General features: G+C 41.2%; 17 protein-coding genes. 9 read left to right on the top strand and 8 right to left on the bottom strand.

Going from position 1 to position 22,638, the window contains the following annotated elements:
• Positions 1 to 103: 103 nt before the first annotated feature.
• Positions 104 to 910, top strand: a complete 807-nt coding sequence (locus PSF31_RS17085) for a BPSS1780 family membrane protein (RefSeq protein WP_004256309.1) — start codon at positions 104 to 106, stop codon at positions 908 to 910.
• 151 nt (positions 911 to 1,061) lie between these two features.
• A complete protein-coding gene (locus PSF31_RS17080; RefSeq protein ID WP_096864170.1) occupies positions 1,062 to 1,955 on the top strand; it encodes a LysR substrate-binding domain-containing protein in 894 nt (297 codons plus the stop codon).
• Here PSF31_RS17080 and PSF31_RS17075 read toward each other — a convergent pair.
• The 6 genes from PSF31_RS17075 to lrp form a co-directional block, all read right to left on the bottom strand.
• A complete protein-coding gene (locus PSF31_RS17075; RefSeq protein WP_096864169.1) occupies positions 1,941 to 2,669 on the bottom strand; it encodes a sulfite exporter TauE/SafE family protein in 729 nt (242 codons plus the stop codon). The genes PSF31_RS17080 and PSF31_RS17075 overlap by 15 nt on opposite strands.
• A gap of 184 nt (positions 2,670 to 2,853) precedes the next feature.
• A complete protein-coding gene (gene serS / locus PSF31_RS17070) occupies positions 2,854 to 4,146 on the bottom strand; it encodes a serine--tRNA ligase (protein ID WP_004256329.1) in 1,293 nt (430 codons plus the stop codon).
• 108 nt (positions 4,147 to 4,254) lie between these two features.
• The gene (locus PSF31_RS17065) at positions 4,255 to 5,598 is read right to left on the bottom strand and encodes a replication-associated recombination protein A (RefSeq protein WP_004256330.1); all 1,344 of its coding nucleotides are present in this window, start codon (positions 5,596 to 5,598) and stop codon (positions 4,255 to 4,257) included.
• 84 nt (positions 5,599 to 5,682) lie between these two features.
• Positions 5,683 to 6,303, bottom strand: coding sequence for an outer membrane lipoprotein chaperone LolA (gene lolA, locus PSF31_RS17060; protein WP_096864168.1), 621 nt, complete (start codon positions 6,301 to 6,303; stop codon positions 5,683 to 5,685).
• 88 nt (positions 6,304 to 6,391) lie between these two features.
• Positions 6,392 to 10,003 carry a DNA translocase FtsK 4TM domain-containing protein gene (locus PSF31_RS17055; protein ID WP_219144501.1) on the bottom strand — a complete coding sequence of 1,204 codons (3,612 nt, stop codon included), beginning with the start codon at positions 10,001 to 10,003 and terminating at the stop codon, positions 6,392 to 6,394.
• Positions 10,004 to 10,427: 424 nt separating this feature from the next.
• On the bottom strand, positions 10,428 to 10,922 hold the full coding sequence (gene lrp, locus PSF31_RS17050; RefSeq protein WP_004256338.1) for a leucine-responsive transcriptional regulator Lrp: 495 nt from the start codon (positions 10,920 to 10,922) through the stop codon (positions 10,428 to 10,430).
• A gap of 535 nt (positions 10,923 to 11,457) precedes the next feature.
• Here lrp and trxB point away from each other — a divergent pair.
• The 6 genes from trxB to infA all read left to right on the top strand — a co-directional run bounded on the left by trxB (position 11,458) and on the right by infA (position 19,273).
• Positions 11,458 to 12,417: a thioredoxin-disulfide reductase gene (gene trxB, locus PSF31_RS17045; RefSeq protein ID WP_096864166.1), complete on the top strand. Its 960-nt coding sequence runs from the start codon at positions 11,458 to 11,460 to the stop codon at positions 12,415 to 12,417.
• A 182-nt stretch (positions 12,418 to 12,599) separates the two neighbouring features.
• Entirely contained in the window at positions 12,600 to 14,279 is a 1,680-nt protein-coding gene (locus PSF31_RS17040; protein WP_096864165.1) for a DUF7057 domain-containing protein, read from the top strand.
• 413 nt (positions 14,280 to 14,692) lie between these two features.
• Positions 14,693 to 16,459, top strand: a complete 1,767-nt coding sequence (cydD, locus tag PSF31_RS17035; RefSeq protein WP_096864164.1) for a heme ABC transporter permease/ATP-binding protein CydD — start codon at positions 14,693 to 14,695, stop codon at positions 16,457 to 16,459.
• 2 nt (positions 16,460 to 16,461) lie between these two features.
• A complete protein-coding gene (cydC, locus tag PSF31_RS17030; RefSeq protein WP_004256352.1) occupies positions 16,462 to 18,204 on the top strand; it encodes a heme ABC transporter ATP-binding protein/permease CydC in 1,743 nt (580 codons plus the stop codon).
• Between the two features lie 7 nt (positions 18,205 to 18,211).
• Entirely contained in the window at positions 18,212 to 18,913 is a 702-nt protein-coding gene (aat, locus tag PSF31_RS17025; protein WP_004256353.1) for a leucyl/phenylalanyl-tRNA--protein transferase, read from the top strand.
• A 141-nt stretch (positions 18,914 to 19,054) separates the two neighbouring features.
• A complete protein-coding gene (gene infA, locus PSF31_RS17020; RefSeq protein ID WP_004244560.1) occupies positions 19,055 to 19,273 on the top strand; it encodes a translation initiation factor IF-1 in 219 nt (72 codons plus the stop codon).
• A gap of 60 nt (positions 19,274 to 19,333) precedes the next feature.
• Here infA and clpA read toward each other — a convergent pair whose 3' ends face one another.
• The gene (gene clpA / locus PSF31_RS17015) at positions 19,334 to 21,616 is read right to left on the bottom strand and encodes an ATP-dependent Clp protease ATP-binding subunit ClpA (protein ID WP_004256354.1); all 2,283 of its coding nucleotides are present in this window, start codon (positions 21,614 to 21,616) and stop codon (positions 19,334 to 19,336) included.
• A 31-nt stretch (positions 21,617 to 21,647) separates the two neighbouring features.
• Positions 21,648 to 21,968 carry an ATP-dependent Clp protease adapter ClpS gene (gene clpS / locus PSF31_RS17010; protein ID WP_004256357.1) on the bottom strand — a complete coding sequence of 107 codons (321 nt, stop codon included), beginning with the start codon at positions 21,966 to 21,968 and terminating at the stop codon, positions 21,648 to 21,650.
• Positions 21,969 to 22,362: 394 nt separating this feature from the next.
• Between clpS and cspD the strand changes: the two genes are divergently transcribed.
• Positions 22,363 to 22,608, top strand: coding sequence for a cold shock domain-containing protein CspD (cspD, locus tag PSF31_RS17005; RefSeq protein WP_096864163.1), 246 nt, complete (start codon positions 22,363 to 22,365; stop codon positions 22,606 to 22,608).
• The last annotated feature ends 30 nt before the right edge of the window (positions 22,609 to 22,638 follow it).

Genomic DNA, 22,638 nt, shown 5'->3' with positions numbered 1-22,638 from the left:
GCATACTACTGCCGATAAGTTACAAGAATGAGTATAAGCTCAAAAAACTTATTAATAATAATATATCGCTAATTCACTACGACTAACAGGTTCCTTTTTTATCATGAATAATGAAAACTTCAGTGCAGATAACAATCCTGCACCTACAATTAACGCACAAACTCAAGCCGATACATTCGTTTTTCACGCAGAACCTCGCGCAGTAGATGCAGGTGAAGGTGTTAACTGGATCAGCCAATCATGGTCTCTCGTTAAAGAAAAACTGGGAATGTGGATCCTAATTAACATCGTTCTGTTTGCGGTGATCTTTATCATTTCAATGATCCCATTCTTGAACTTACTGATTACTTTTATTACACCTATTTTTATCGGTGGTATTATTGCTATCAGTGAAAATCAACGTAAAACAGGCCAAGCAGAAATCGGCTTATTATTTGCAGGCTTCCAAAATAAATTTGGTACCCTATTTGCCGTTGGAGCCATCAACTTTGCTGCTAACTTAGTAGGAATGATCATCGCATTTATTATCGGTGGTTCTGCAATGTTCGGTTTACTGATGGAAAGCAACCAATACGGTTCGCCATCTGACGCGGCTATCCTTGCGTCTTCAGGTACATTCTTCTTTGCAATCATCATAATGGCCATTGCAGCATTAGTGGGTACAGCCTTAACTTGGTTTGCTCCTGCATTAGTGATGAACCATGACTTCACTGTTGGCGCTGCAATCTCAGCAAGCTTACAAGCTGTTAAGAAAAACCTCCTACCAGGTATCCTGTTCTTTATCGTTTTATCAATCTTAATGATAATTTCAGTTATCCCATTAGGTTTAGGTTTATTAGTTTCTATGCCAATTATGTATGTTTGCTATTACAGCAGCTATCGCAGCCTGTTTTTCTCACAAGTAAAATAAACCAAAATCTAATGATTTGACGACTTTGTTAAATCATTAAATCTAAAAAAAGGAAAGCAATTGCTTTCCTTTTTGCTATTCCGAAAAAATTCACATATATTCCTTTAAATGATAATTTCCCTCTTCTTTTCATAATTTGGAGTTGTTTTCCATGTATTTCGATACCACTGATTTAAAACTGTGTGTTAATGTCGCCAATGCAGGAAGCATCACCCAAGGAGCGAAACTAACTTATCTTACACTGCAATCTGCAAGTGAACGAATACGTGGGTTAGAAAATGAATTAAACATCGATATATTTATTCGTTCAGTGAAAGGGGTTTCATTATCGAATGCAGGTCATGCATTTATTGAGCATGCGAAAACAATTTTGCAGCAAATTGAATTAATGCAAGATGAACTGCGAAAATATAGTCGACACCTGCGTGGGCATATTAATATTCTTTGTAATACTTCAGCTCAAATGGAATTTTTACCCGCCCGTGTTAGCGCTTATTTACGACAACAACCCACTATGTCTGTATCTGTGAAAGAAATGCCAAGTGCTAATATCGTCACTGCCATCAAAAATAAAATTGCAGATATTGGTATTATCACAGATTCTACTGACCTCACTGGTCTGGATATTCGGCCATTCAGCTCAGATGAATTAGTCGTTTTTGCCCATAAAGATAGCCTTTGGGTAAGCCAAAAAAGCGTTCTATTTTCTGATATTATTGATGCTGAATTTATTGGTTTAATGGAAGATAACCCATTACAAAAGCATATTGATAATAACGCCAAACAGCAAGGCAAGCGGCTCAACTACCGGGTACGCATGCCAACACTAGATGCGGTAATGCAAGGGGTTAACGATGGAATTGGCATTGCTATTATTCCCAAACAAGCGGCACAGCGTAGTCAATTTTCTACTAGTAAAATACTGCAATTGACCGAAGATTGGGCATGCCGAAAATTAGTTATCTGCGCACGAGATTTCAGCCAATTACCTGATTATACCAACGAGTTTATTCATTTTTTAATTAACTGGTCATCTGAAAGCTAGTTTTGCCGTCATGTAAATACCTAATCCGATTAACCCAATAAAAAAGCAACGACGGAATAATTTCTCGCTAATAATCTTGCGTAAATATTGACCAAGGTACATTCCACCAATAGCAGGTATTAAGGCAAAGGCAGATAAACTCCAATTAATATCATATTGTTGATGGTCAATGGATAACTTGATGGCTAATGCAACTGTTGATGCGGTAAATGCTAACCCTAGAGCCTGAATAAGCTCATCTTTATTTAATTTTAAGGTTTGCAAATAAGGAACTGCTGGAATAACAAATACTCCTGTAGCTGCTGTAATTACACCTGTAATATAACCCACTGTTGGCGAAAGCCATGTTTCATGTTTCTCGAAAGATGGCGTTTTTTTAGCAATTAAGCCCCAAATTCCATAGATAATAAGCACGATACCCAGTGTAGGTAGTGTCCAACGAGATGCCGAGGTTAAAGAAGGTAAAAAACTGAATAATGTGCCAAGCATGACCCCAATAATAAAACCACTGAGCCGTTTGATTAGTGCCATAAATTGTGGGCCAATCAATAATTGCCATATATTAGTAATTAACGATGGAATAATTAATAAGCTCGCAGCTGCAGCAGGCTCCATTGATGTGCTTAATAACCCCATCGCGATTGTTGGTAGGCCTAGCCCGATCACCCCTTTTACAATACCTGCTAATAAGAAAACACCAATAATTACACCCATCAATATCACTCCGATAAATTTATTTTACCGTAGATTAATGTCATACATTGAATGCTGCTATTTGGAAAATATTGAGGGGGGATCAGGTTTAACCTGAGGATGCTTTTTCCAGAACACTTTAAATTTACACAAAAAAAACGCGACTGTCGTCAGTCGCGCTTTATGTTTGAAAGAGTAACGGAAATTAACCGATGAACTCTAGCCCTTTCATATATGGGCGCAATACTTCTGGAACTTCAATACGACCATCAGCTAATTGGTAGTTTTCTAAAATCGCCACCAATGTACGACCAACAGCTAAACCAGAACCATTCAGGGTATGAACAAGTTGTGTTTTCTTATCACTCTTACCGCGGAAACGCGCTTGCATACGACGCGCTTGGAAGTCCCACATGTTTGAACAAGATGAAATTTCACGATAAGTATTTTGCGCTGGTAACCACACTTCTAAGTCATAGGTTTTACGTGAACCAAAACCAATATCACCGGTGCACAAAATCACTTTACGATAAGGCAAGTTCAGTAATTGTAATACTTTTTCTGCATGACCAGTCAGCTCTTCCAATGCATCCATAGATTTTTCTGGATGAACGATTTGTACTAACTCAACTTTGTCGAACTGATGCATACGGATCAAACCGCGTGTATCACGGCCATAAGACCCTGCTTCAGAACGGAAACAAGGCGTATGTGCCGTCATTTTCAGAGGAAGTGAGTCTTCATCTAAAATTTCATCACGAACCAAGTTAGTCACTGGAACTTCTGCGGTTGGGATCAACGCATAAGTACTGCTGTCTGCTTCTTCTTCCAGTGGTTTAGTATGGAACAAATCTTCACCAAACTTTGGTAATTGGCCAGTTCCGTACAGTGTGTCATGGTTGACTAAATATGGAACATACAACTCTTGGTAACCATGTTGTTCAGTATGTAAGTCAAGCATAAATTGAGCCAAGGCACGATGCATGCGAGCAATTTGCCCTTTCATGACAACAAAACGTGCTCCTGTCAGTTTTACCGCAGCAGGGAAGTCTAAGCCACCAGATAACTCACCAAGGCTAACATGGTCTTTAACTTCGAAGTCATACTGGCGAGGTTCACCCCAACGAGCAACTTCAACGTTGTCAGAATCATCTTTACCATCAGGTACTTGGTCATCAGGGATGTTCGGGATACTCAAGGCAATATCACGGATCTCTTGTTGCAGCTTATCTAGCTCTGCTTTTGCAGAATCCAATTTTTCGCCTAATTGGTTAACTTCCAGACGTAATGGTTCGATATCTTCACCACGTGCCTTCGCCGCACCAATAGTTTTCGATCGCGAATTACGGTCTGCTTGCAGGGTTTCAGTTTCAACTTGTAAAACTTTGCGGCGTTCTTCTAATTCACGCAGCTTTTCCACATCAAGGGTAAAACCCCTGCGAGCCAGTTTTTCAGCAACCGCGTCTAGCTCCGTACGCAGTAAATTGGGATCGAGCATGCTTATCCTGTGATTATTGTTAGTAATTAATGATACTTTTTGAGGTGCATTCCAGCACAACAAATAAAGTAAAGTATTTCGCTATATAACCTTACCGCATTGCCTAGTTTAGCGATAGCGTTTTGTGGTGCTAATTTGATCCTGTTGGGCTAACCAGTCTAATTTTTCAGCAAACTTGCCTTCTTGGCCCCGTTTCGTAGGGTAGTAATAACGTGTTGTTTGCATAGGTTCAGGAAAATAATTTTCCCCCGCAGCATATGCGTTAGGTTCATCATGTGCATAACGATATTCTTTCCCTGCACCCATTTCTTTTAATAGTTTAGTTGGGGCATTTCGAAGATGTTCTGGCACATCGTAGTCTGGTTGCATTTGTGCATCTTTAATCGCTGCTTTATAGGCGGTATAAACCGCGTTACTTTTCGGCGCACAAGCTAAATAAACAATAGCTTGGGCAATTGCACGCTCGCCTTCGGCTGGCCCCACTCGCGTGAAGCAATCCCAAGCTGAAATGGCGACTTGCATCGCACGAGGATCCGCATTACCCACATCTTCTGATGCAATTGCAAGTAGCCGACGGGCAACATACAGAGGGTCACCACCCGCAGTAATAATCCTTGCAAACCAATACAGTGCAGCATCTGGTGCTGAGCCTCTAATCGACTTATGCAGAGCAGAGATTAAGTCGTAATAACGGTCGCCTTTGTTATCAAACCGTGCAGTACGTTCACCGCTAACTTCTTTTAACAGATCAGCGGTTAAAATACGCTGCCCTTGGCTATCAGCCTCTGCCATATCTGCCATCATTTCCAGGAGATTTAATGAACGCCTAGCATCCCCATTAACCAACTGAGCGACCATTTTGCGCGTGTTATCAGGCAGAACAATATTTTGCCCACCAAGGCCACGAGATGAATCTGCCAGTGCTTGTAACAAGACCTGTTCAATATCATTTTCTTCAAGGGATTTAAGCAAATACACCCTAGCACGTGATAACAACGCGGAATTTAATTCAAATGATGGGTTTTCAGTTGTTGCACCAATAAATGTAATCGTGCCATCTTCTATATGCGGTAAAAATGCATCTTGCTGGCTTTTATTAAAACGATGAACCTCATCGACAAATAAAATGGTTCTCCGCCCCGCGCTGCGATTTTGCCGGGCTTTTTCGATGGATTCTCGAATTTCCTTAATACCAGAAGTAACTGCTGAAATACGTTCAATATCGGCTTGTGCATAATTACCAATAATTTCGGCAAGGGTTGTTTTACCTGTTCCAGGGGGCCCCCATAAAATCATGGAGTGCAGATGACCCGCTTTAATCGCACGTGGCAACGGTTTCCCCTCAGCCAATAAATGCTTTTGGCCAATATACTGTTCAAGGGTTTCAGGCCGCATTCTTGCTGCTAAAGGTTGAAATTCATTCTGCGAAAAATCAAGAGACAGGTTACCCACTATATCCTCTTTTTTACTTCTTAAAATATCTTATATTAACCAGCAAGTATGAATACTGCTGGCTCATATTTTCTCTAATCAAGCTTATTTAGCATTTGAACGCTGGTCATCTAAAGTGACGCCTTTTGGTACTGTAAACTTGAATTTACTCGCATCAACGCGACCATTTTTTTGCTCTTTTAATTTATAAGCACTGGTTTGGCCATCTTGTTCAACCGCTGAAAACTGCTCAATCGTCCCTTCGGGAGAAACCGTAATGGAGAAACGTTTTAGAGTCCCATTAGTTTGTTTTGGTTTTAAATCAAACGTATTTCCCTGCTGAATGATTGAGTACTGTTTCCAATCTTTCGGGTCGTTACGTGTAATTAGTAGAAATGGCGTATCCTGCGTAGCATCCGCTAAATTAGTCACCGTCACTTGTTCTACGAACGGGTTATAAAACCACAAATCTTTACCATCTGACACCAATACGCTTTCATCAGGTGATGTCATGTTCCAATTAAATAAATTTGGGCGCTCAAGCCATAAATCCCCAACACCTTCTTGAACCAAATCCCCTTCAGGACTCGTCACCTTTTGCGAGAAGCTAGCTTGGAAGCTATTGACCTTATTCAAACGTTCTTGAAGGTCTTGGCTCGCGTCCGCCAATACTTGGCCAATATGTAAACTCAGGGCTAACGCACCCAATAACATCATTTTTTTCATCGATGAGAGACCTTAAAATTATTACCATAAGAGGTGTTACGTCTTTATACACCCCTTAAATTAAACCAGCAATTAGCACACTAAATTATTAATGTCCCATTGACGGAGGAGCAAGAACTTCACGGTTACCATTGTGCCCTTGCTCACTGACAATACCTTGGAGCTCCATTTGCTCAACAATCCTTGCAGCACGGTTATAACCTATCCTAAATTGGCGTTGAACCCCAGAAATGGAAACGCGTTGTTTCTCAACAACAAACTCAACTGCCTGGTCAAACAGTGGGTCAAGCTCTTCACCTCCGCTATCATAACCACCACCTTCGCTATCGTCACTACAGGTCGTGATGCTATCAATATATTGTGGTTTACCGCGAGCTTTCCAATCATTCACAACTGCATGAACCTCTTGGTCACGAACAAAAGCACCGTGTACACGCACAGGAATTGAAGAGTTTGGTGGTAAATACAGCATATCCCCCATGCCTAGTAAAGATTCCGCGCCGCCTTGGTCAAGGATCGTGCGCGAGTCAATTTTACTGGATACCGTAAATGCAATCCGCGTTGGAATATTTGCTTTGATTAGTCCAGTAATGATATCAACCGATGGCCGTTGAGTTGCCAATACTAAATGAATGCCCGCGGCACGTGCTTTTTGTGCCAACCGTGCAATTAACTCTTCCACTTTTTTACCTGCTGTCATCATTAAATCGGCAAATTCATCAACCATGACAACAATGTAAGGTTCTTTTTTCAGCATTGGGTGTTCTACATCCATGCTATCACCGGGTTTCCAATGTGGATCAGGAATTGGCCGCCCCATTTCTTCTGCTGCTTTAATGCGGTCGTTATAACCCGCTAGGTTACGTACCCCTAATGCAGACATGAGTTTATAACGGCGTTCCATTTCATTCACGCACCAGCGCAAGGCATTCGCCGCATCTTTCATGTCAGTAACCACTTCAGTCAATAGATGCGGAATACCTTCATAAATGGATAACTCCAGCATTTTCGGGTCAATCATGATAAAGCGAACATCTTCGGGTTTGGCTTTATACAAGATACTGAGGATCATTGCATTCACCCCAACCGACTTACCAGAGCCGGTTGTCCCCGCAACGAGTAAATGAGGCATTTTCGCTAAATCCGCAACAACAGGGTCACCTTCAATATCTTTACCCAGTACAATAGTGAGGGGAGATGGATTTTTGCGGAAATCATCGCAGTCTAAGACTTCACTTAGGTAAACGGTTTGCCGTTTCTCATTAGGGAGTTCGAGGCCTACATAAGGTTTACCCGGTATCACTTCTACAACACGTACGGCTACGGTTGATAACGAACGAGCAAGGTCACGTGACAATGTGGATATCCGTGCAGCTTTTACTCCCGGTGCGAGGTCAAGTTCAAACCGAGTAATGACAGGGCCTGGAGAAAAACCAACCACTTCAGCTTTAACGCGGTAATCATTAAGCCTTGCTTCAATCAACCTTGCTGTTTGTTCTAGTTTGAACATATCCACTGGCTCTTCTTGTGCTGGCGGACTTGCCAGCAAATCAAGAGACGGCATTGGCGTTGTTGGTTTTGGTAATGGTTGGTCATTACGCACTAAGAACGGGTGGAATAAGCTATCTTGCTGTGGCTGCTGTGGCTGCTGTGGCTGCTGTGGCTGCTGTGGCTGCTGTGGCTGCTGTGGCTGCTGTGGCTGCTGTGGCTGCTGTGGCTGCGCAAAAGCTTGTGTTACTGATGGTGAGCTAGCAAGCCCTTCAGCGATATTATTTTGTTGGGTACCTGCTGTAACAGAAGTTGCGCTAAATGACGGCATAAATAATGGGTCAGCTGGCTCGTTGTCAACCAAATCATCAACAGGGGTAAAACTATCCAGCACAGAGAACTCTTTTCTTAAATCAATTTTGGGCTCAAAGTCTTCTTGCTCTTGTGTAAACTGAGGTTGATAGCCATTATCCACGACTGGCACGGCCTCATCAGGCTCTGGAATTGTATGCGTATTATTGGATTGTTGTGAAGCTGACGCCCAACGGTGTTCAATTTCGGGCTGCGTAAATGCGCTGACTCTATTTTCAGTCATTGGCTCATTTTGTAATTGTTCATCATGAGAGTTTAGGCTATTAAGTGGTACCTCATAATCAGTTTCATCAACTTCACCATAACGTTCACGTTGCTGTTCTAAGAACTGCGCTCGTAGTAATTCGTCTTGTTGTGCCTCATCATCAGTTTCAGGTTGGTCAGACTCACTCGTAGACCACTGCTGATATATTTGTTCACGTTTAGAGGCCTCTTCTTCACGCCGCTGTAGTTCCGCATCACGTAACGATGGAATACGAATACCATATAACTCACGACGAGTCGGTAAACGAACAGGATTTGGCCGTGGAAGCTCTGGCTCCATATTTTGTTTAACCTGAGCATGGCGCTCCAGTGCAGCGACTGAAATACCCGCAGCCGCTAATGCAGCTGGATTAGAGACCCTTTCAGTGACTGACGATGGAATAAAACTTTCTGTTGTATTTGAAGAGCCAAGAGGGGGCACGGATGTCGCTTGAGCTTCAAATGCAGCTTGATTAACAGGTGTTTCTTGTTTATCCGAATATTCTTGGTAAGCGGTATTGTCTTGTTTTTGTGGTTCTGTTTGTTGATGATGCTGAACACTAAACATCGGTTCTTCTGGTGCAACATACGGTGACGCGTGAACTAACGGCTCATTAACGGTATCTGATGTTGAATCAAAACCTGCACCAAGCTTAGGCTGGTAATCTTCTGGTACTTCAAAATGATATGTGCTCGGCTCATCCACTGCAGAGAAAGCAGGTACCGAATCTTGCTCTGATACGTTTTGATTCACTGAAGGAATTGGGTTTTCTGTAGTAGCAACCGCTTCACCCGTATTTTTTTCCGTTGTTGGAGCGACATCAGTGACTAATTCAGCCACAGTGGGTGCGGAAAACAAAACATCATCCGCATCAATACTTTCTAGATTGTCATTGGCTCTGTGCTCAGCTTCTTGTGCGCGCTGTAAAGCGCCTTCAGTTTCTTCAACGTCGTAATCATAGTTATCTAAATCGTCTCCCCTCGCTCGATTTGTTAGCAAAGTAATCGGGAGAAGTACCGCTGCACCAATTTTTTCTGCGATTGTAAGCCATGACCACCCTGTAAACAGCGTAAAGCTTATCGCCCATAAAAACAGCAATGCTAACGTAGCGCCTAATGAATTAAACCACGGCATAATTGCATTGCTAAATACACTGCCAATCACACCACCAGAGGCGAAATTAGGTAAGTCGTCAAAATTGAGGGCAGCGAGACCACAAGAAGATAAAATAAGTGCTAAACCACCTATTAATCTTAACGATAAAGAGAAAAAATCAATATATCGGCGCTGACTTTCATATTGGAAAATCGCCCAGCAGCCTAGGAGTAATAGTGCAGGAATAGCAAATGCAAGAATACCAAAAGCAGAGAAAAGAATATCTGCACTCCATGAGCCTACACTACCCCCTAAATTCTTCACTGGGGCATTCCAAGTGGTCTGTGACCAGCTTGGATCTGAAGGGCTGAAGCTCAATAAAGCCACCATTAAGAAGAGTGCGCTCAAGCATATTGCGAGCAAAATAACCTCTAATAGCCGTCTTCCGCTACTTAGTTTTTTAAATTTGATATGTTTATCTTCTGTATATTCTTGGCTCATTATTATTTCTTTGCTAACTGATGTTCTTGACTAACCTAGGTTTATTCTACCATTAAACGCCTGACTCTGCCTGTTTTACAGCGACTAAGAGATATCAAGGCTTCACAAAAGCACTAAGGTGCAGTATTCCATCTAATGTATGATGATTCAATTTCTATTTCTCGTCAAAAATCCTAAATATTTATAGCTTTAGAATCAATAAATTGGAAATAAAACTTATCAGTTGCTAAGTAATTTACGTAAAACAAGGTAGAAAGGCATGGATAGCAGCCAGTTGAAGCTGTGAAACAGCAAAATATTACGTTTTTATAAAGCAACAAATGAGGCGAGAAAAACGGAACAACGCTGAGTAAACTCAGCGTTGAAACTGCAGTGCGGCAACAAAGCTGAAATGCTGTGCTGAAGCGAGGTTAAAAAGCACTAATTAGCGAGTTTTGATCACTAAGCGGTTGCTTTGTTTAACTTCTTCCATAACTACATAGGTGCGAGTGTCGTTTACGCCTGGTAAACGTAACAGAGTTTCACCTAACAGTTTACGATATGCGGACATATCTGGCACACGCGTTTTCAACAGGTAGTCAAAGTCACCAGAAACCAAGTGGCATTCCTGAATTTCTTCCAGTTTTTGAACTGCTGTATTGAATTGCTCAAATACATCCGCAGCACCACGGTTAAGTGTGATTTCAACAAACACGAGCAAAGATGCATCTAAGTAGTGTGGATTTAATAACGCAGTATAGCCAGAGATAAATCCTTGTCTCTCAAGGCGACGTACACGCTCTAAACAAGGTGTTGGAGATAAACCAACTCGTTTAGATAACTCTACGTTAGAAATTCGCCCGTCTTTTTGTAGTTCGTTTAATATATTCCTGTCGATACGGTCAAGGTCTTTGCCAGGACGCTTTTTATTGTCAATCATCTCTTTATCTCTCTTTCTCTAATTGTTATTTTCTACATCTAAAAATAAGCACCTTAGCCACCACCTTTTTTATTTAGGAATTCGTGTTCAGGAGCAAATTTTATTCATAATGCTGAAGTTAGTGTGAATGTAATTATCATCCACAATGTTTACTTGTATTTTAAATTTGTAAGTAGTGTAAAGTTAATTTTCCAGCAAGAACAAAAATGCGCCATTTCCATTGATCAGCTAGATAATTAACTCTTACACTGATGTTTTCGCAAATGCGCAGCCGATTGTCAAAGCAAATGAATAAAAATCAGTACAAGATTTCGCTTTTTTTTCCAGTAAAACGTTTCGCAGCCTTAATTCAAGATAATTCCTAAAAATTGTGATGCGTGACACAAGCAACTTTTTGTCATATTTTTTTACATTTTGTCGGTATTACCTATTGATGAAATAAGCCAAATGAAACTAAGTCGCACTTAAACCACTTTTGTTAACCTCTTATTTCTCCTACAATCTGATAAATGCTTTTTAGATTAAAGAGGAATTCATGAGCACAACAACACATCGCAAGTTAATCATTCTTGGTTCTGGCCCTGCGGGCTATACTGCGGCTGTCTATGCTGCACGTGCAAACTTAAACCCAGCATTGATTACTGGGGTGGAAAAAGGCGGTCAATTGACCACCACAACTGAAGTTGAAAACTGGCCTGGTGACCCAGAAGGTTTAACCGGTCCAGGGCTTATGGAACGCATGCATGAGCACGCATCAAAATTTGACACCGAAATCATATCTGACCATATCCAAAAAGTGGACTTAAAACAACGTCCTTTCCGTTTAATTGGCGATGAAAATGAATATACCTGCGATGCATTAATTATTGCAACAGGGGCTTCCGCTCGTTATATCGGCCTACCTTCAGAAGAAGCGTTCAAAGGCCGTGGCGTTTCAGCTTGTGCAACCTGTGACGGTTTCTTCTATCGTAACCAAAAAGTCGCTGTCGTTGGTGGCGGAAACACTGCGGTAGAAGAAGCATTGTACCTTTCTAATATTGCTTCAGAAGTTCATTTAATTCATCGTCGTGATAGTTTCCGTGCAGAAAAAATCCTGATTAATCGTTTAATGGATAAAGTTGAGAACGGTAATATTATTCTGCATACCGACCGCACATTAAATGAAGTATTAGGTGATGATATGGGCGTGACGGGTGTGCGCTTAGAATGTACTAGAACACACGCAACAGAAGATATCCCTGTTATGGGAGCATTTATTGCCATCGGCCACAGCCCAAATACAGCTATTTTTGAAGGCCAATTAGATTTAGACAACGGTTATATTAAAGTGCAATCTGGCACCCAAGGCAATGCAACTCAAACTTCTGTTGAAGGTGTGTTCGCGGCTGGTGATGTCATGGACCATATATACCGCCAAGCAATTACCTCTGCGGGCACAGGTTGTATGGCAGCCTTAGATGCAGAACGTTATCTTGATGGCTTAGCATCAAAATAATCAATAAGTAATTGTAATTTAGATAGGCTTCAATTTTTCCTCAATTGAAGCCTTTTTTATTACTTATACTCCCCATCCTAACTATTGGTTTTGCATATATTTTTAAGACCAAGTTTATATTGTACTTTTTTAATACTGCCTATACTGTTTTTACATAACATTAATTAATATAAGGTGTAGGTATGGGGCAACAATTAGAACGTGATGCCATTCGCGGTTATTCTTATTTTATTATTGTCATACTTGCCGTGATTCAAGGCATCGTCATCACAGCCACTACTGATTACTCTATCCGCCTAGAAAGCCAACTAAGCGCCACCACCCTATATCTGCCTATTTTGCTCGCCATTTTTGTTCCTTCAGCAATCAGTTACCTAATTACCAATGCAAAATCCGCTATTTTTTATCTGAACATTGCGGTCATTATTGGGTTAATTTTCTGGCTCAATTACTGGCATGCCCAAGACTTTCTAAATCCTTCAGATACAGACCCATTCTTCGCCTTTATCACCCTCACCGTCTTACTCTTTTTTATACTTCCTTGGATGCAATCGTGGCAAACCACAAGAACATGGAAAATTGATTACGGTTGCTTAATGGGGCTATATATTAAAAATACCTTTCTGGGTATTCTCGCTTCTATAATCGGTGGGTTGCTAACTTTAATCGTAAAAATAGCCAGTTTTTTATTTGGTATTGTTAACCTAACTTTTTTGAGTGAAGCTCTTGATAACGACGTTATCTATTGGGTGAGCTTTGCTCTTGGGTTCAACGTGAGTTTAGCTTTTTTACGCGTAGCACTGAATGTGCAATTCAGTAATTTTGTTAGCTTTATTGCGCGTTTTTTCTTACCTCTATTGAATATTGTTGCTGTTATTTTCTTAGGCGGTTTCGTTGTTTCATACTTTTCAGGTTTAACCTCTGCAGGCTTAGGCTCCGCAGTAATGCTGTGGTTTTTAATTTTAAACCTTATTTTTATCAATTTCGTGTATGGCGATGGCACAACCCAATATCAATTCCGTGCGGGTCTCAACGGTTTTGTCTTAATTAGCATTATTTTACTTAATGCATTTTCAGTGCTTTCGCTCTATGGCATTTTAGTACGAGTTAACCAGTATAGTTGGAGTGTTGAGCGCCTATACGCCTTTACTATTGCCCTATTCCTATTTGTATTGATTTTTGCTTATAGCATCGCAATTATCTATAAAAAATCAGCCTGGATGTCCTATTTAGGCCCTATCAATAAAGCGGGAATTTTGTCTCTAATTGCCATTATATTGGTCATTAACAGCCCTATTGCTGATTTTAAACGCATCACACTAAACAGTATTCTTGCCGGCGTTGAAAATGGCAAAATTAAAGTCAATAGCTCGCTTGCTTATGACTTAAAACAATTAGGTGAGAAAGGGCAACAAGCTTTTGAAAAACTCAATAACAACCCTGAATATCAAAAACTATTCCAAACCAGCCCTTATGAAGAAGAACAGCGCAGATCGCTAAAATCAGTATTAATTCAAGCTCAAAATAGCCCTGCAATACCGAAGAGTTGGTTCGACCTCGGGGAAAACCTTAGTAGTGCTTGGTATTGTACCTCACAATACGACCCATACCCGTGTGTAGGCTTTATGGCCGATGTTAACCAAAACAATCAAGATGATGTGGTTATGTGCTATTCCTATCCAAGTAGCTCTAGTATTGATTGTAATATATGGCAACAAACGGAACAAACCTGGGAGTTAATGGATACGCAAACTCGCTCATTTAATACCATGAAAGAAAAAGATCAGGCTTGGGATAATTTATTAAAAGGAAACTATGAATTAAAACCCAAAGAATGGTTAATGATAGACCCCACATTCTAATTGTAGTGAAAAATGCCGATGGCTTAACATTTCTTTGTTAAGCCACCTTTTTATTACGTAGAAATACAGTAATATCCCAATATCATTACATCTAAAAATTTACTGAAATATTAAATTTACCTTTATAAAACAATTTAATAACAAAGCACAACTCACTTTAAATAACCCACTTTTATTAGGTAACATATCGCGGTGAAGCTGTTATGATGTACTCTAATACTCGAATTTGTGGGTAAGATCAAAAACGCAGATTTTCTTATAATCACCAATTGCGTTACCAGATCAAAATTTATCGTTCTCATGCGGTTTAAAACAGGTCAACTGCAATATCACGCATGGTAAAAACAACGTTAGGGTGATGTTTCCTAACTATACTCAATGACATTAAAACTACACCTGCTAACTAAATCATTATGGATAAATCAAGACAGACTGAATTGGTACGTTGGTTAAAACAATACAGTGCCCCTGCCAAGCGCTGGTTGCGGATCTCTATGTTACTAGGCATTTTGAGTGGATTACTGATTATTGCTCAAGCTTGGTTCTTAGCTGTTATCTTACAAGCATTGATTATGGATAACGTTCCTCGAGAACAGTTATTAACCCCTTTTGTTCTTCTGCTTTGCGTTTTTATCTTACGCGCAATTGTCACTTATGTACGAGAACGCGTTGGCTTTCGTTGTGGCCAAGTGGTGCGCCAAGAAATACGTACCATGGTACTCGATAAACTTCAAGAACTCGGCCCTGTGTGGGTTAAAGGTAAGCCAGCGGGTAGCTGGGCTACAATTATTCTTGAACAAATTGAAGATATGCAAGACTACTATTCGCGCTATCTTCCTCAAATGTATTTAGCTGGGATCATCCCCATTATGATCCTGATTGCTATTTTCCCCTTTAACTGGGCTGCAGCACTTATTTTATTCGTCACTGCCCCGCTGATTCCTATCTTTATGGCATTAGTCGGATTAGGCGCTGCGGATGCTAACCGTCGTAACTTTATTGCCTTAGGTCGTTTAAGCGGGAGTTTTCTCGATAGACTACGAGGCCTTGATACCTTACGGTTATTTTTTCGTGAAAAAGCAGAGATTAAGCAAATTCGTGAATCAACAGAAGATTTTCGTTCCAGAACGATGGAAGTATTGAGGATGGCATTTCTGTCTTCTGGCGTACTTGAATTTTTTGCATCGATTTCTATTGCTGTTGTTGCTGTCTATTTTGGTTTTTCCTACCTGGGTGAAATGAACTTCGGTAGCTATGGTTTACCTGTCACGCTATTTGCGGGTTTTCTTGCCCTGATACTTTCGCCAGAGTTTTTCCAACCATTACGTGACCTTGGCACATACTACCACGCCAAAGCGCAAGCTGTTGGTGCCGCTGAAACACTCGAAACACTATTAAACAGTGAGGGCGAACAAAAAGCTCAACAAGGAACCCAAACACTGAGTGATGAGGCTATCTATATTCAGGCTAAACAATTAGAAATTTTATCCCATGATGGTGTGCGCCTTGCTGGGCCATTAGATTTCAATATTGAGCCACAACAACGTATTGCAATTGTTGGTCAAAGTGGTGCGGGAAAAAGCTCATTACTGAATTTATTGTTAGGCTTTTTGCCTTATCGCGGTTCCATCACCATAAATGGTGTTGAACTTCGTGAATTATGCCCTGATAAATGGCGTGAATTACTCGGTTGGGTTGGGCAAAACCCTCACCTTCCAGAGCAAACACTGGTTGAAAACATCTGTTTAGGCAAGCCAAATGCTACAGAAGCGGAAATTCAACAGGCGATTGATAATGCATATGTTTCGGAATTCTTAGCCCATTTGCCTGATGGCCTAAATACCAAGCTGGGTGACTATGCCGCTCGCCTTTCGGTCGGGCAAGCTCAGCGAGTTGCCGTTGCACGAACCCTGTTGAAACCCTCTCGTATGCTCCTTCTAGATGAGCCTGCTGCGAGCTTAGACTCCCACAGCGAACAACGTGTTATGCAAACACTTAACCAGCTATCAAGTCAGCAAACGACCCTTTTAGTCACCCATTTACTGGAAGAAACCCTTGATTATGACCAAATTTGGGTAATGGCTAACGGGCAAATCATTCAACAAGGTAATTACACACAGTTAAGCCAGTCAGAAGGCGCTTTTGCCCAGTTACTTGCCCATCGCAGTGAGGAGCTTTGATAATGAAAATTTTATTACCTTTCTTAGCCCTTTACCGCCGCCATTGGTTTTTAATTACATTAGGCATTATCTTGGCGATTGTGACCTTACTGGCAAGTATTGGCTTACTTACCCTTTCTGGTTGGTTTTTAGCCGGAACCGCCATTGCTGGTTTTCCGGGTCTTTACTATTTTAATTACATGTTACCCGCTGCGGGTGTCCGTGGTGCCGCTATTTTTCGTACCGCTGGCCGCTATGGAGAACGCCTAGTTAGCCACGATGCTACTTTTAAAGTACTTGCTCATTTACGGGTTTTTGCTTTTAGTAAAGTATTGCCCCTTTCGCCGGGTGGTATCAGTCGTTTTCGTCAAGGGGAGTTACTCAATCGTCTGGTCGCTGACGTAGAGACCCTAGATCACCTCTATTTGCGTGTTTTATCGCCGATCATTACTGCATTTTTTGTTACCTTTGTCCTTATTTTTGGTTTAAGTTATCTCGACCCTCGTCTTGCTTGGACACTGGGTGGCATCATGCTGTTCTTGCTATTTACAATGCCATTTATATTTTATCGTGCAGGAAAACCCATTGGCCGTGAGCTAACCGAATTACGTGGAAGTTATCGCACTATTTTAACCTCCGCACTGCAAGGACAAGCTGAGTTAACATTATTTGGCGCCACTGAACGCTTTCGCCAAAACTTGCTTAATATCGAAAATAAGTGGCAAGTGCGTCAACAACAGCAAGCAGCACTCACTGGATTATCTCAAGCCATTATTTTATTTGCCTCTGGTGTTACAGCAACACTGCTTCTTTGGATGGCTGCCGACCATGTAGGGGGCGATACAAAACCGGGAGCACTGATTGCTTTATTTGTATTCTGTGCGCTAGCGGCTTTCGAAGCATTAGGCCCTGTTGCTGTTGCCTTCCAACATATGGGTCAAGTGATTGCATCTGCTACTCGCGTTTCCCAATTAATGACCGCAAAACCAGAGGTAACTTTCCCAAGTGAAAGCCCTTCAATCGCAACATTGGAAAACCTGACTGTCGATAATATTTCATTTACCTATCCAGAACAGCCATTTGCCGTTCTTCAAAATGTGTCTTTAACATTAAATAAAGGCCAACACCTTGCTTTATTAGGTAAAACAGGTTGTGGTAAATCCACTCTTCTGCAGTTATTAACCCGTGCTTGGGATGTTGATAGCGGAACCATCTACTTAAATGGCACGCCTATTAACGAATTTAGCGAAAAATCGTTACGTAATATGATGTCTGTAGTACCACAACGGGTTCATGTCTTTAGTGATACATTGCGCAATAATCTGTTGCTCGCCAATGAACAAGCGACGGATACCGAATTAAGCGAAGTATTGCAGCAAGTTGGTCTAGGTAATTTATTAGAAAACGAATTAAAGCTTAATGCGTGGATGGGTGAAGGCGGCCGACAACTTTCTGGAGGGGAACAACGCCGCTTAGGTATTGCCCGTGCTTTATTACATAACACACCATTAATTCTAATGGATGAACCAACGGAAGGGCTTGATGCACAAACTGAACAGCAGATTTTAGCACTGTTAAAAGAAAAATGTGCCGATAAGACGTTAATTGTCATTACTCACCGTATGCAGGGCTTAGAGGAAATGGATAACATCTGTGTGATGGATAATGGTAAAATCATCGAACAAGGTACCCATCAAGCGCTGTTAGGTATGCAAGGCCAGTATTATCAGTTCCGCCAGCGCCACTGGGCACAACAACCGCTCTGAGGCGTATATGTACCAATTAGATGATGACTCCTATTTATTCCCTCCCGTGTCTGAAGCCATGCGGGAGCCCAATGGCTTATTAGCGATTGGCGGAGATCTTTCATCAAAAAGGCTGCAAGCTGCCTATTATGATGGTATCTTTCCTTGGTTTAATCCTGGAGAGATGCCTTTATGGTGGTCTCCGGACCCTAGAGCAGTACTCATGGTTGGTGAACTCCATATTAGCCGGTCAATGAAAAAAGTTTTAAAAAAGCAGACTTATCGCATTACTGTTAACCATGCATTCAAGCAAGTTATTGAAGCTTGTTCTGTACGCCAAGAAGGCACATGGATTTTACCCGAAGTTCAAGCTGGGTATTTAGCGCTACACCAAGCAGGTATGGCGCATTCCATTGAAGCTTGGTATGGCGATAAACTCGTTGGAGGCCTGTATGGCGTGAACATGGGGCACCTATTTTGTGGGGAATCTATGTTCAGTAGAATGAATGATGCATCCAAATTTGCTTTTATTACATTCTATTTTCATTTTTTGCGCTATAATGGGCAACTTTTTGATTGTCAGGTACTTAACCACCATACCGCCTCAATGGGCGCAAAAGAGATATCCCGTAGGGATTTTTTACATATTCTTTATCGGTGGCGTGACAAAGCGATTGACCCCGCCTGCTGGATACCGCAATCGATTGAAATACCGCCAATTTTCGATTAATGAATTTTGGTTTTACATTAATTTTATTCCTTCACTTAAAAATAAAGATCGCGTTAAAATGCGACACTTCTTTACTTAGTGCGGGTTTTTGGGCATTATCTTGCCCGTTAAAAATCACGGTTATTAAACTTAGAGGATTAGATGGCCAAAGAAGACAATATTGAAATGCAGGGCACAGTTTTAGATACCCTGCCAAACACAATGTTCCGTGTTGAACTGGAAAACGGTCACGTGGTGACTGCTCATATTTCTGGAAAAATGCGTAAAAACTATATCCGCATCCTGACAGGCGACAAGGTAACTGTAGAGTTAACACCTTATGACCTGAGCAAAGGCCGAATCATTTTCCGTAGCCGTTGATATTCTCTTCAGGCAAGGCCTGACAACCACAGGTGCATTGATACACCTGTGGTCTATTCGTCAGAATACCGCATCCTCCGGAGAGGCCTTGTGCACGCTACTGAAGCTGTATGTCAGTGTGTTACTTTTTTCATCAAGCCCGATACTTACAGAGCCACCATTGGTTAGTGAACCAAATAACAACTCGTTTGCTAATGGTTTTTTCAGGTTATCCTGAATGGTGCGAGCCATAGGTCGGGCACCCATCGCTTTATCATAACCTTTTTCACACAACCAGCGGCGAGCCGCGGCGCTAACTTCAATTGATACACCCTTTTCATCAAGCTGAACTTGTAATTCCACAATAAACTTATCAACGACTTGCGTAATAATTTCTGGAGTTAATGAGTTAAACCAAATGATACCATCAAGGCGGTTGCGAAATTCTGGTGAGAACGCCTTTTTGATTTCAGACATCGCATCAGTGCTATTATCTTGCTCAGCAAAACCAATAGAACGGCGCTGAGTTTCTTGCACCCCAGCGTTGGTTGTCATTACCACAACAACATTACGGAAATCCGCCTTACGACCGTTATTGTCTGTTAACGTTCCGTGGTCCATTACCTGTAAAAGAATATTAAACACATCTGGATGCGCTTTTTCGATTTCATCTAACAGCACCACTGAATGCGGATGTTTGATAACCGCATCGGTCAGTAAACCACCTTGGTCAAAGCCAACATAGCCAGGAGGCGCACCAATTAAGCGGCTAACCGTGTGACGCTCCATATATTCAGACATATCAAATCGCAGCAATTTGATATCCAACGCTTTCGCTAACTGGACAGTCACTTCAGTTTTACCCACCCCTGTTGGACCGGCAAATAAGAAAGAACCCACAGGTTTATTTTCTAACCCTAAACCTGCCCGATTCATTTTGATTGCCTCAGACAATGAATCTATCGCTTTGTCTTGTCCAAACACTAACATTTTCAAACGAGAGTCGAGTGTCTTGAGTTTATCTTTATCGCTTGAGGAAACCGTTTTTTCAGGGATACGGGCGATACGCGCCACAACTGTTTCAATTTCAGGCACACCAATGGTTTTTTTACGCTTACTTGGTGCAACCAGTCGCGTTCGCGCCCCGGCTTCATCAATCACGTCAATGGCTTTATCTGGCAAATGCCTGTCGGTGATATATTTAATGGATAAATCCACCGCCGCTTGGATCGCTTTTGCGGTATAACGAACATCATGATGAGCTTCATACTTAGGCTTCAACCCATTGATGATACGAATTGTTTCTTCGGGAGTTGGTTCTACAATATCAATTTTCTGGAAACGACGAGCCAACGCTCTATCTTTCTCAAAAATACTGCCAAATTCTTGGTATGTTGTTGAACCAATAACACGAATTCGACCACTTGATAGCAACGGTTTAATTAAGTTCGCTGCGTCAACTTGCCCACCAGACGCGGCTCCTGCACCGATGATAGTGTGAATTTCATCAATAAATAAAATGCTCTTCGGATCTTTTTCCAGCATTTTTAATAATGCTTTGAAACGTTTCTCAAAGTCACCACGGTATTTGGTTCCAGCCAATAATGAACCAATATCTAATGAAAAAATTGTGCAGCCTTTCATTACGTCAGGTACATCATCTTGCTCAATACGCCATGCTAGCCCTTCAGCAATCGCGGTTTTACCGACACCTGACTCACCGACTAATAGTGGATTATTTTTACGACGGCGGCACAATACTTGAATCGTACGCTCTAATTCAGCCTGACGTCCAACCAGAGGGTCGATATTCCCTTTCTTGGCCTGCTGGTTCAAGTTGGTCGTAAAGTTGTCCATATGGTCTTCTGGGACCGGCTGCTCTTCGTTTTGCACACTATTAGAGGAGATATCTTGTTCTGATGACGACTCTTCGCCTTTTATCGTGCCATGAGAAATATAATTAACTACATCTAAACGGCTTACATCATGCTTGCGTAATAAGTACGCAGCTTGGGACTCTTGCTCACTAAAAATCGCGACCAATACGTTTGCACCGCTGACTTCGTTACGCCCAGATGATTGCACATGAAAAACAGCGCGCTGTAATACACGCTGAAAACTCAACGTAGGCTGGGTGTCTCTGCTATCATTTTCGGGTAACAAAGGTGTAGTTTGCGCGATGAAGTGTTCAAGTTCTTGACGTAATGCAACAAGATCAACCTTACAAGCATCTAAAGCTTCGCGAGCAGAGATATTACTCAGTAACGCTAGCAATAGGTGCTCTACAGTCATAAACTCATGGCGACTGTCTTTCGCTTTCGTAAAAGCTACGTTTAAACTAAGCTCCAGTTCTTGATTGAGCATAAGCACCTCCCAAAATTGATATTAAGCCAAATTAGACTTTCTCTATAGTGCAAAGCAAAGGGTACTCATGTTCACGAGCAAAAGTATTGACTTGCGCCGCTTTAGTTTCAGCAACCTCTGCAGTAAAAATTCCACAAACTCCCTTTCCTTGAATATGGACATCTAACATTATCTGTGTAGCGCGTTCTTCATCAAAAGAAAAGTATTTTTGTAACACTTCGACAACAAAATCCATCGGGGTGTAATCGTCATTATTTAATAGCACCTTATACATCGATGGTGGCTGTAAGGTTTGTTCTATTTCATCTTTAAAAATGACGTCAGTTTTAAATGTGCCCAGAAAATCACTCATTACTTTCTTGCTCAGTGTTTAACTTCAATTTAAGCATAGTCTTTATTATCAACGATTTCTATCAATCATATTGATAACACCATAAAACTATACCATTTAGTTGCTATGCTGTTTTTTTGTCTATATTGCATCAAGCGACAGTGTATCATGGGAATCACCTTTGCTTCCATGGTTAGCAATCTGTGAGCCATATCAAATATTATAGAAAATGAGCGCTATTGATTAGCGAATTCTTAACACTTTCCAGCAATTCCTGAACCGTACCTCTTGACCTTAGAAGGTAATTTATTACAGTATATTTTACGTACAAATAACATCGTATTTATACTTATTTTATGTGTGATTTTTATACATCGTTCTAAATGCAAATACTGGTAAATTTGAAGGATAAAATATGGAGACGGGTATCGTTAAGTGGTTCAATAACGCAAAAGGCTTTGGTTTTATTTGCCCGGCTGATGGCGGAGAAGATATTTTTGCTCATTATTCCTGTATCCAAATGGACGGTTACAGGACACTAAAAGCAGGCCAGAAAGTTCAATTTAGTGTGACTATTGGCCCAAAAGGTAATCATGCAGACCTCATTGTTCCTATTGAAAATGAGGATGTTCCAGGCAACACAACAGAATCGAATTTATAGCTCACCAATAGAGCACAGTTAATTATTTTA

The organism is Providencia sp. PROV156, assembly GCF_028480905.1.
Taxonomy (GTDB): domain Bacteria; phylum Pseudomonadota; class Gammaproteobacteria; order Enterobacterales; family Enterobacteriaceae; genus Providencia; species Providencia hangzhouensis.
Note: the sequence above shows the minus strand (reverse complement) of the source record. Positions and strands in the feature narration are given on the sequence as shown.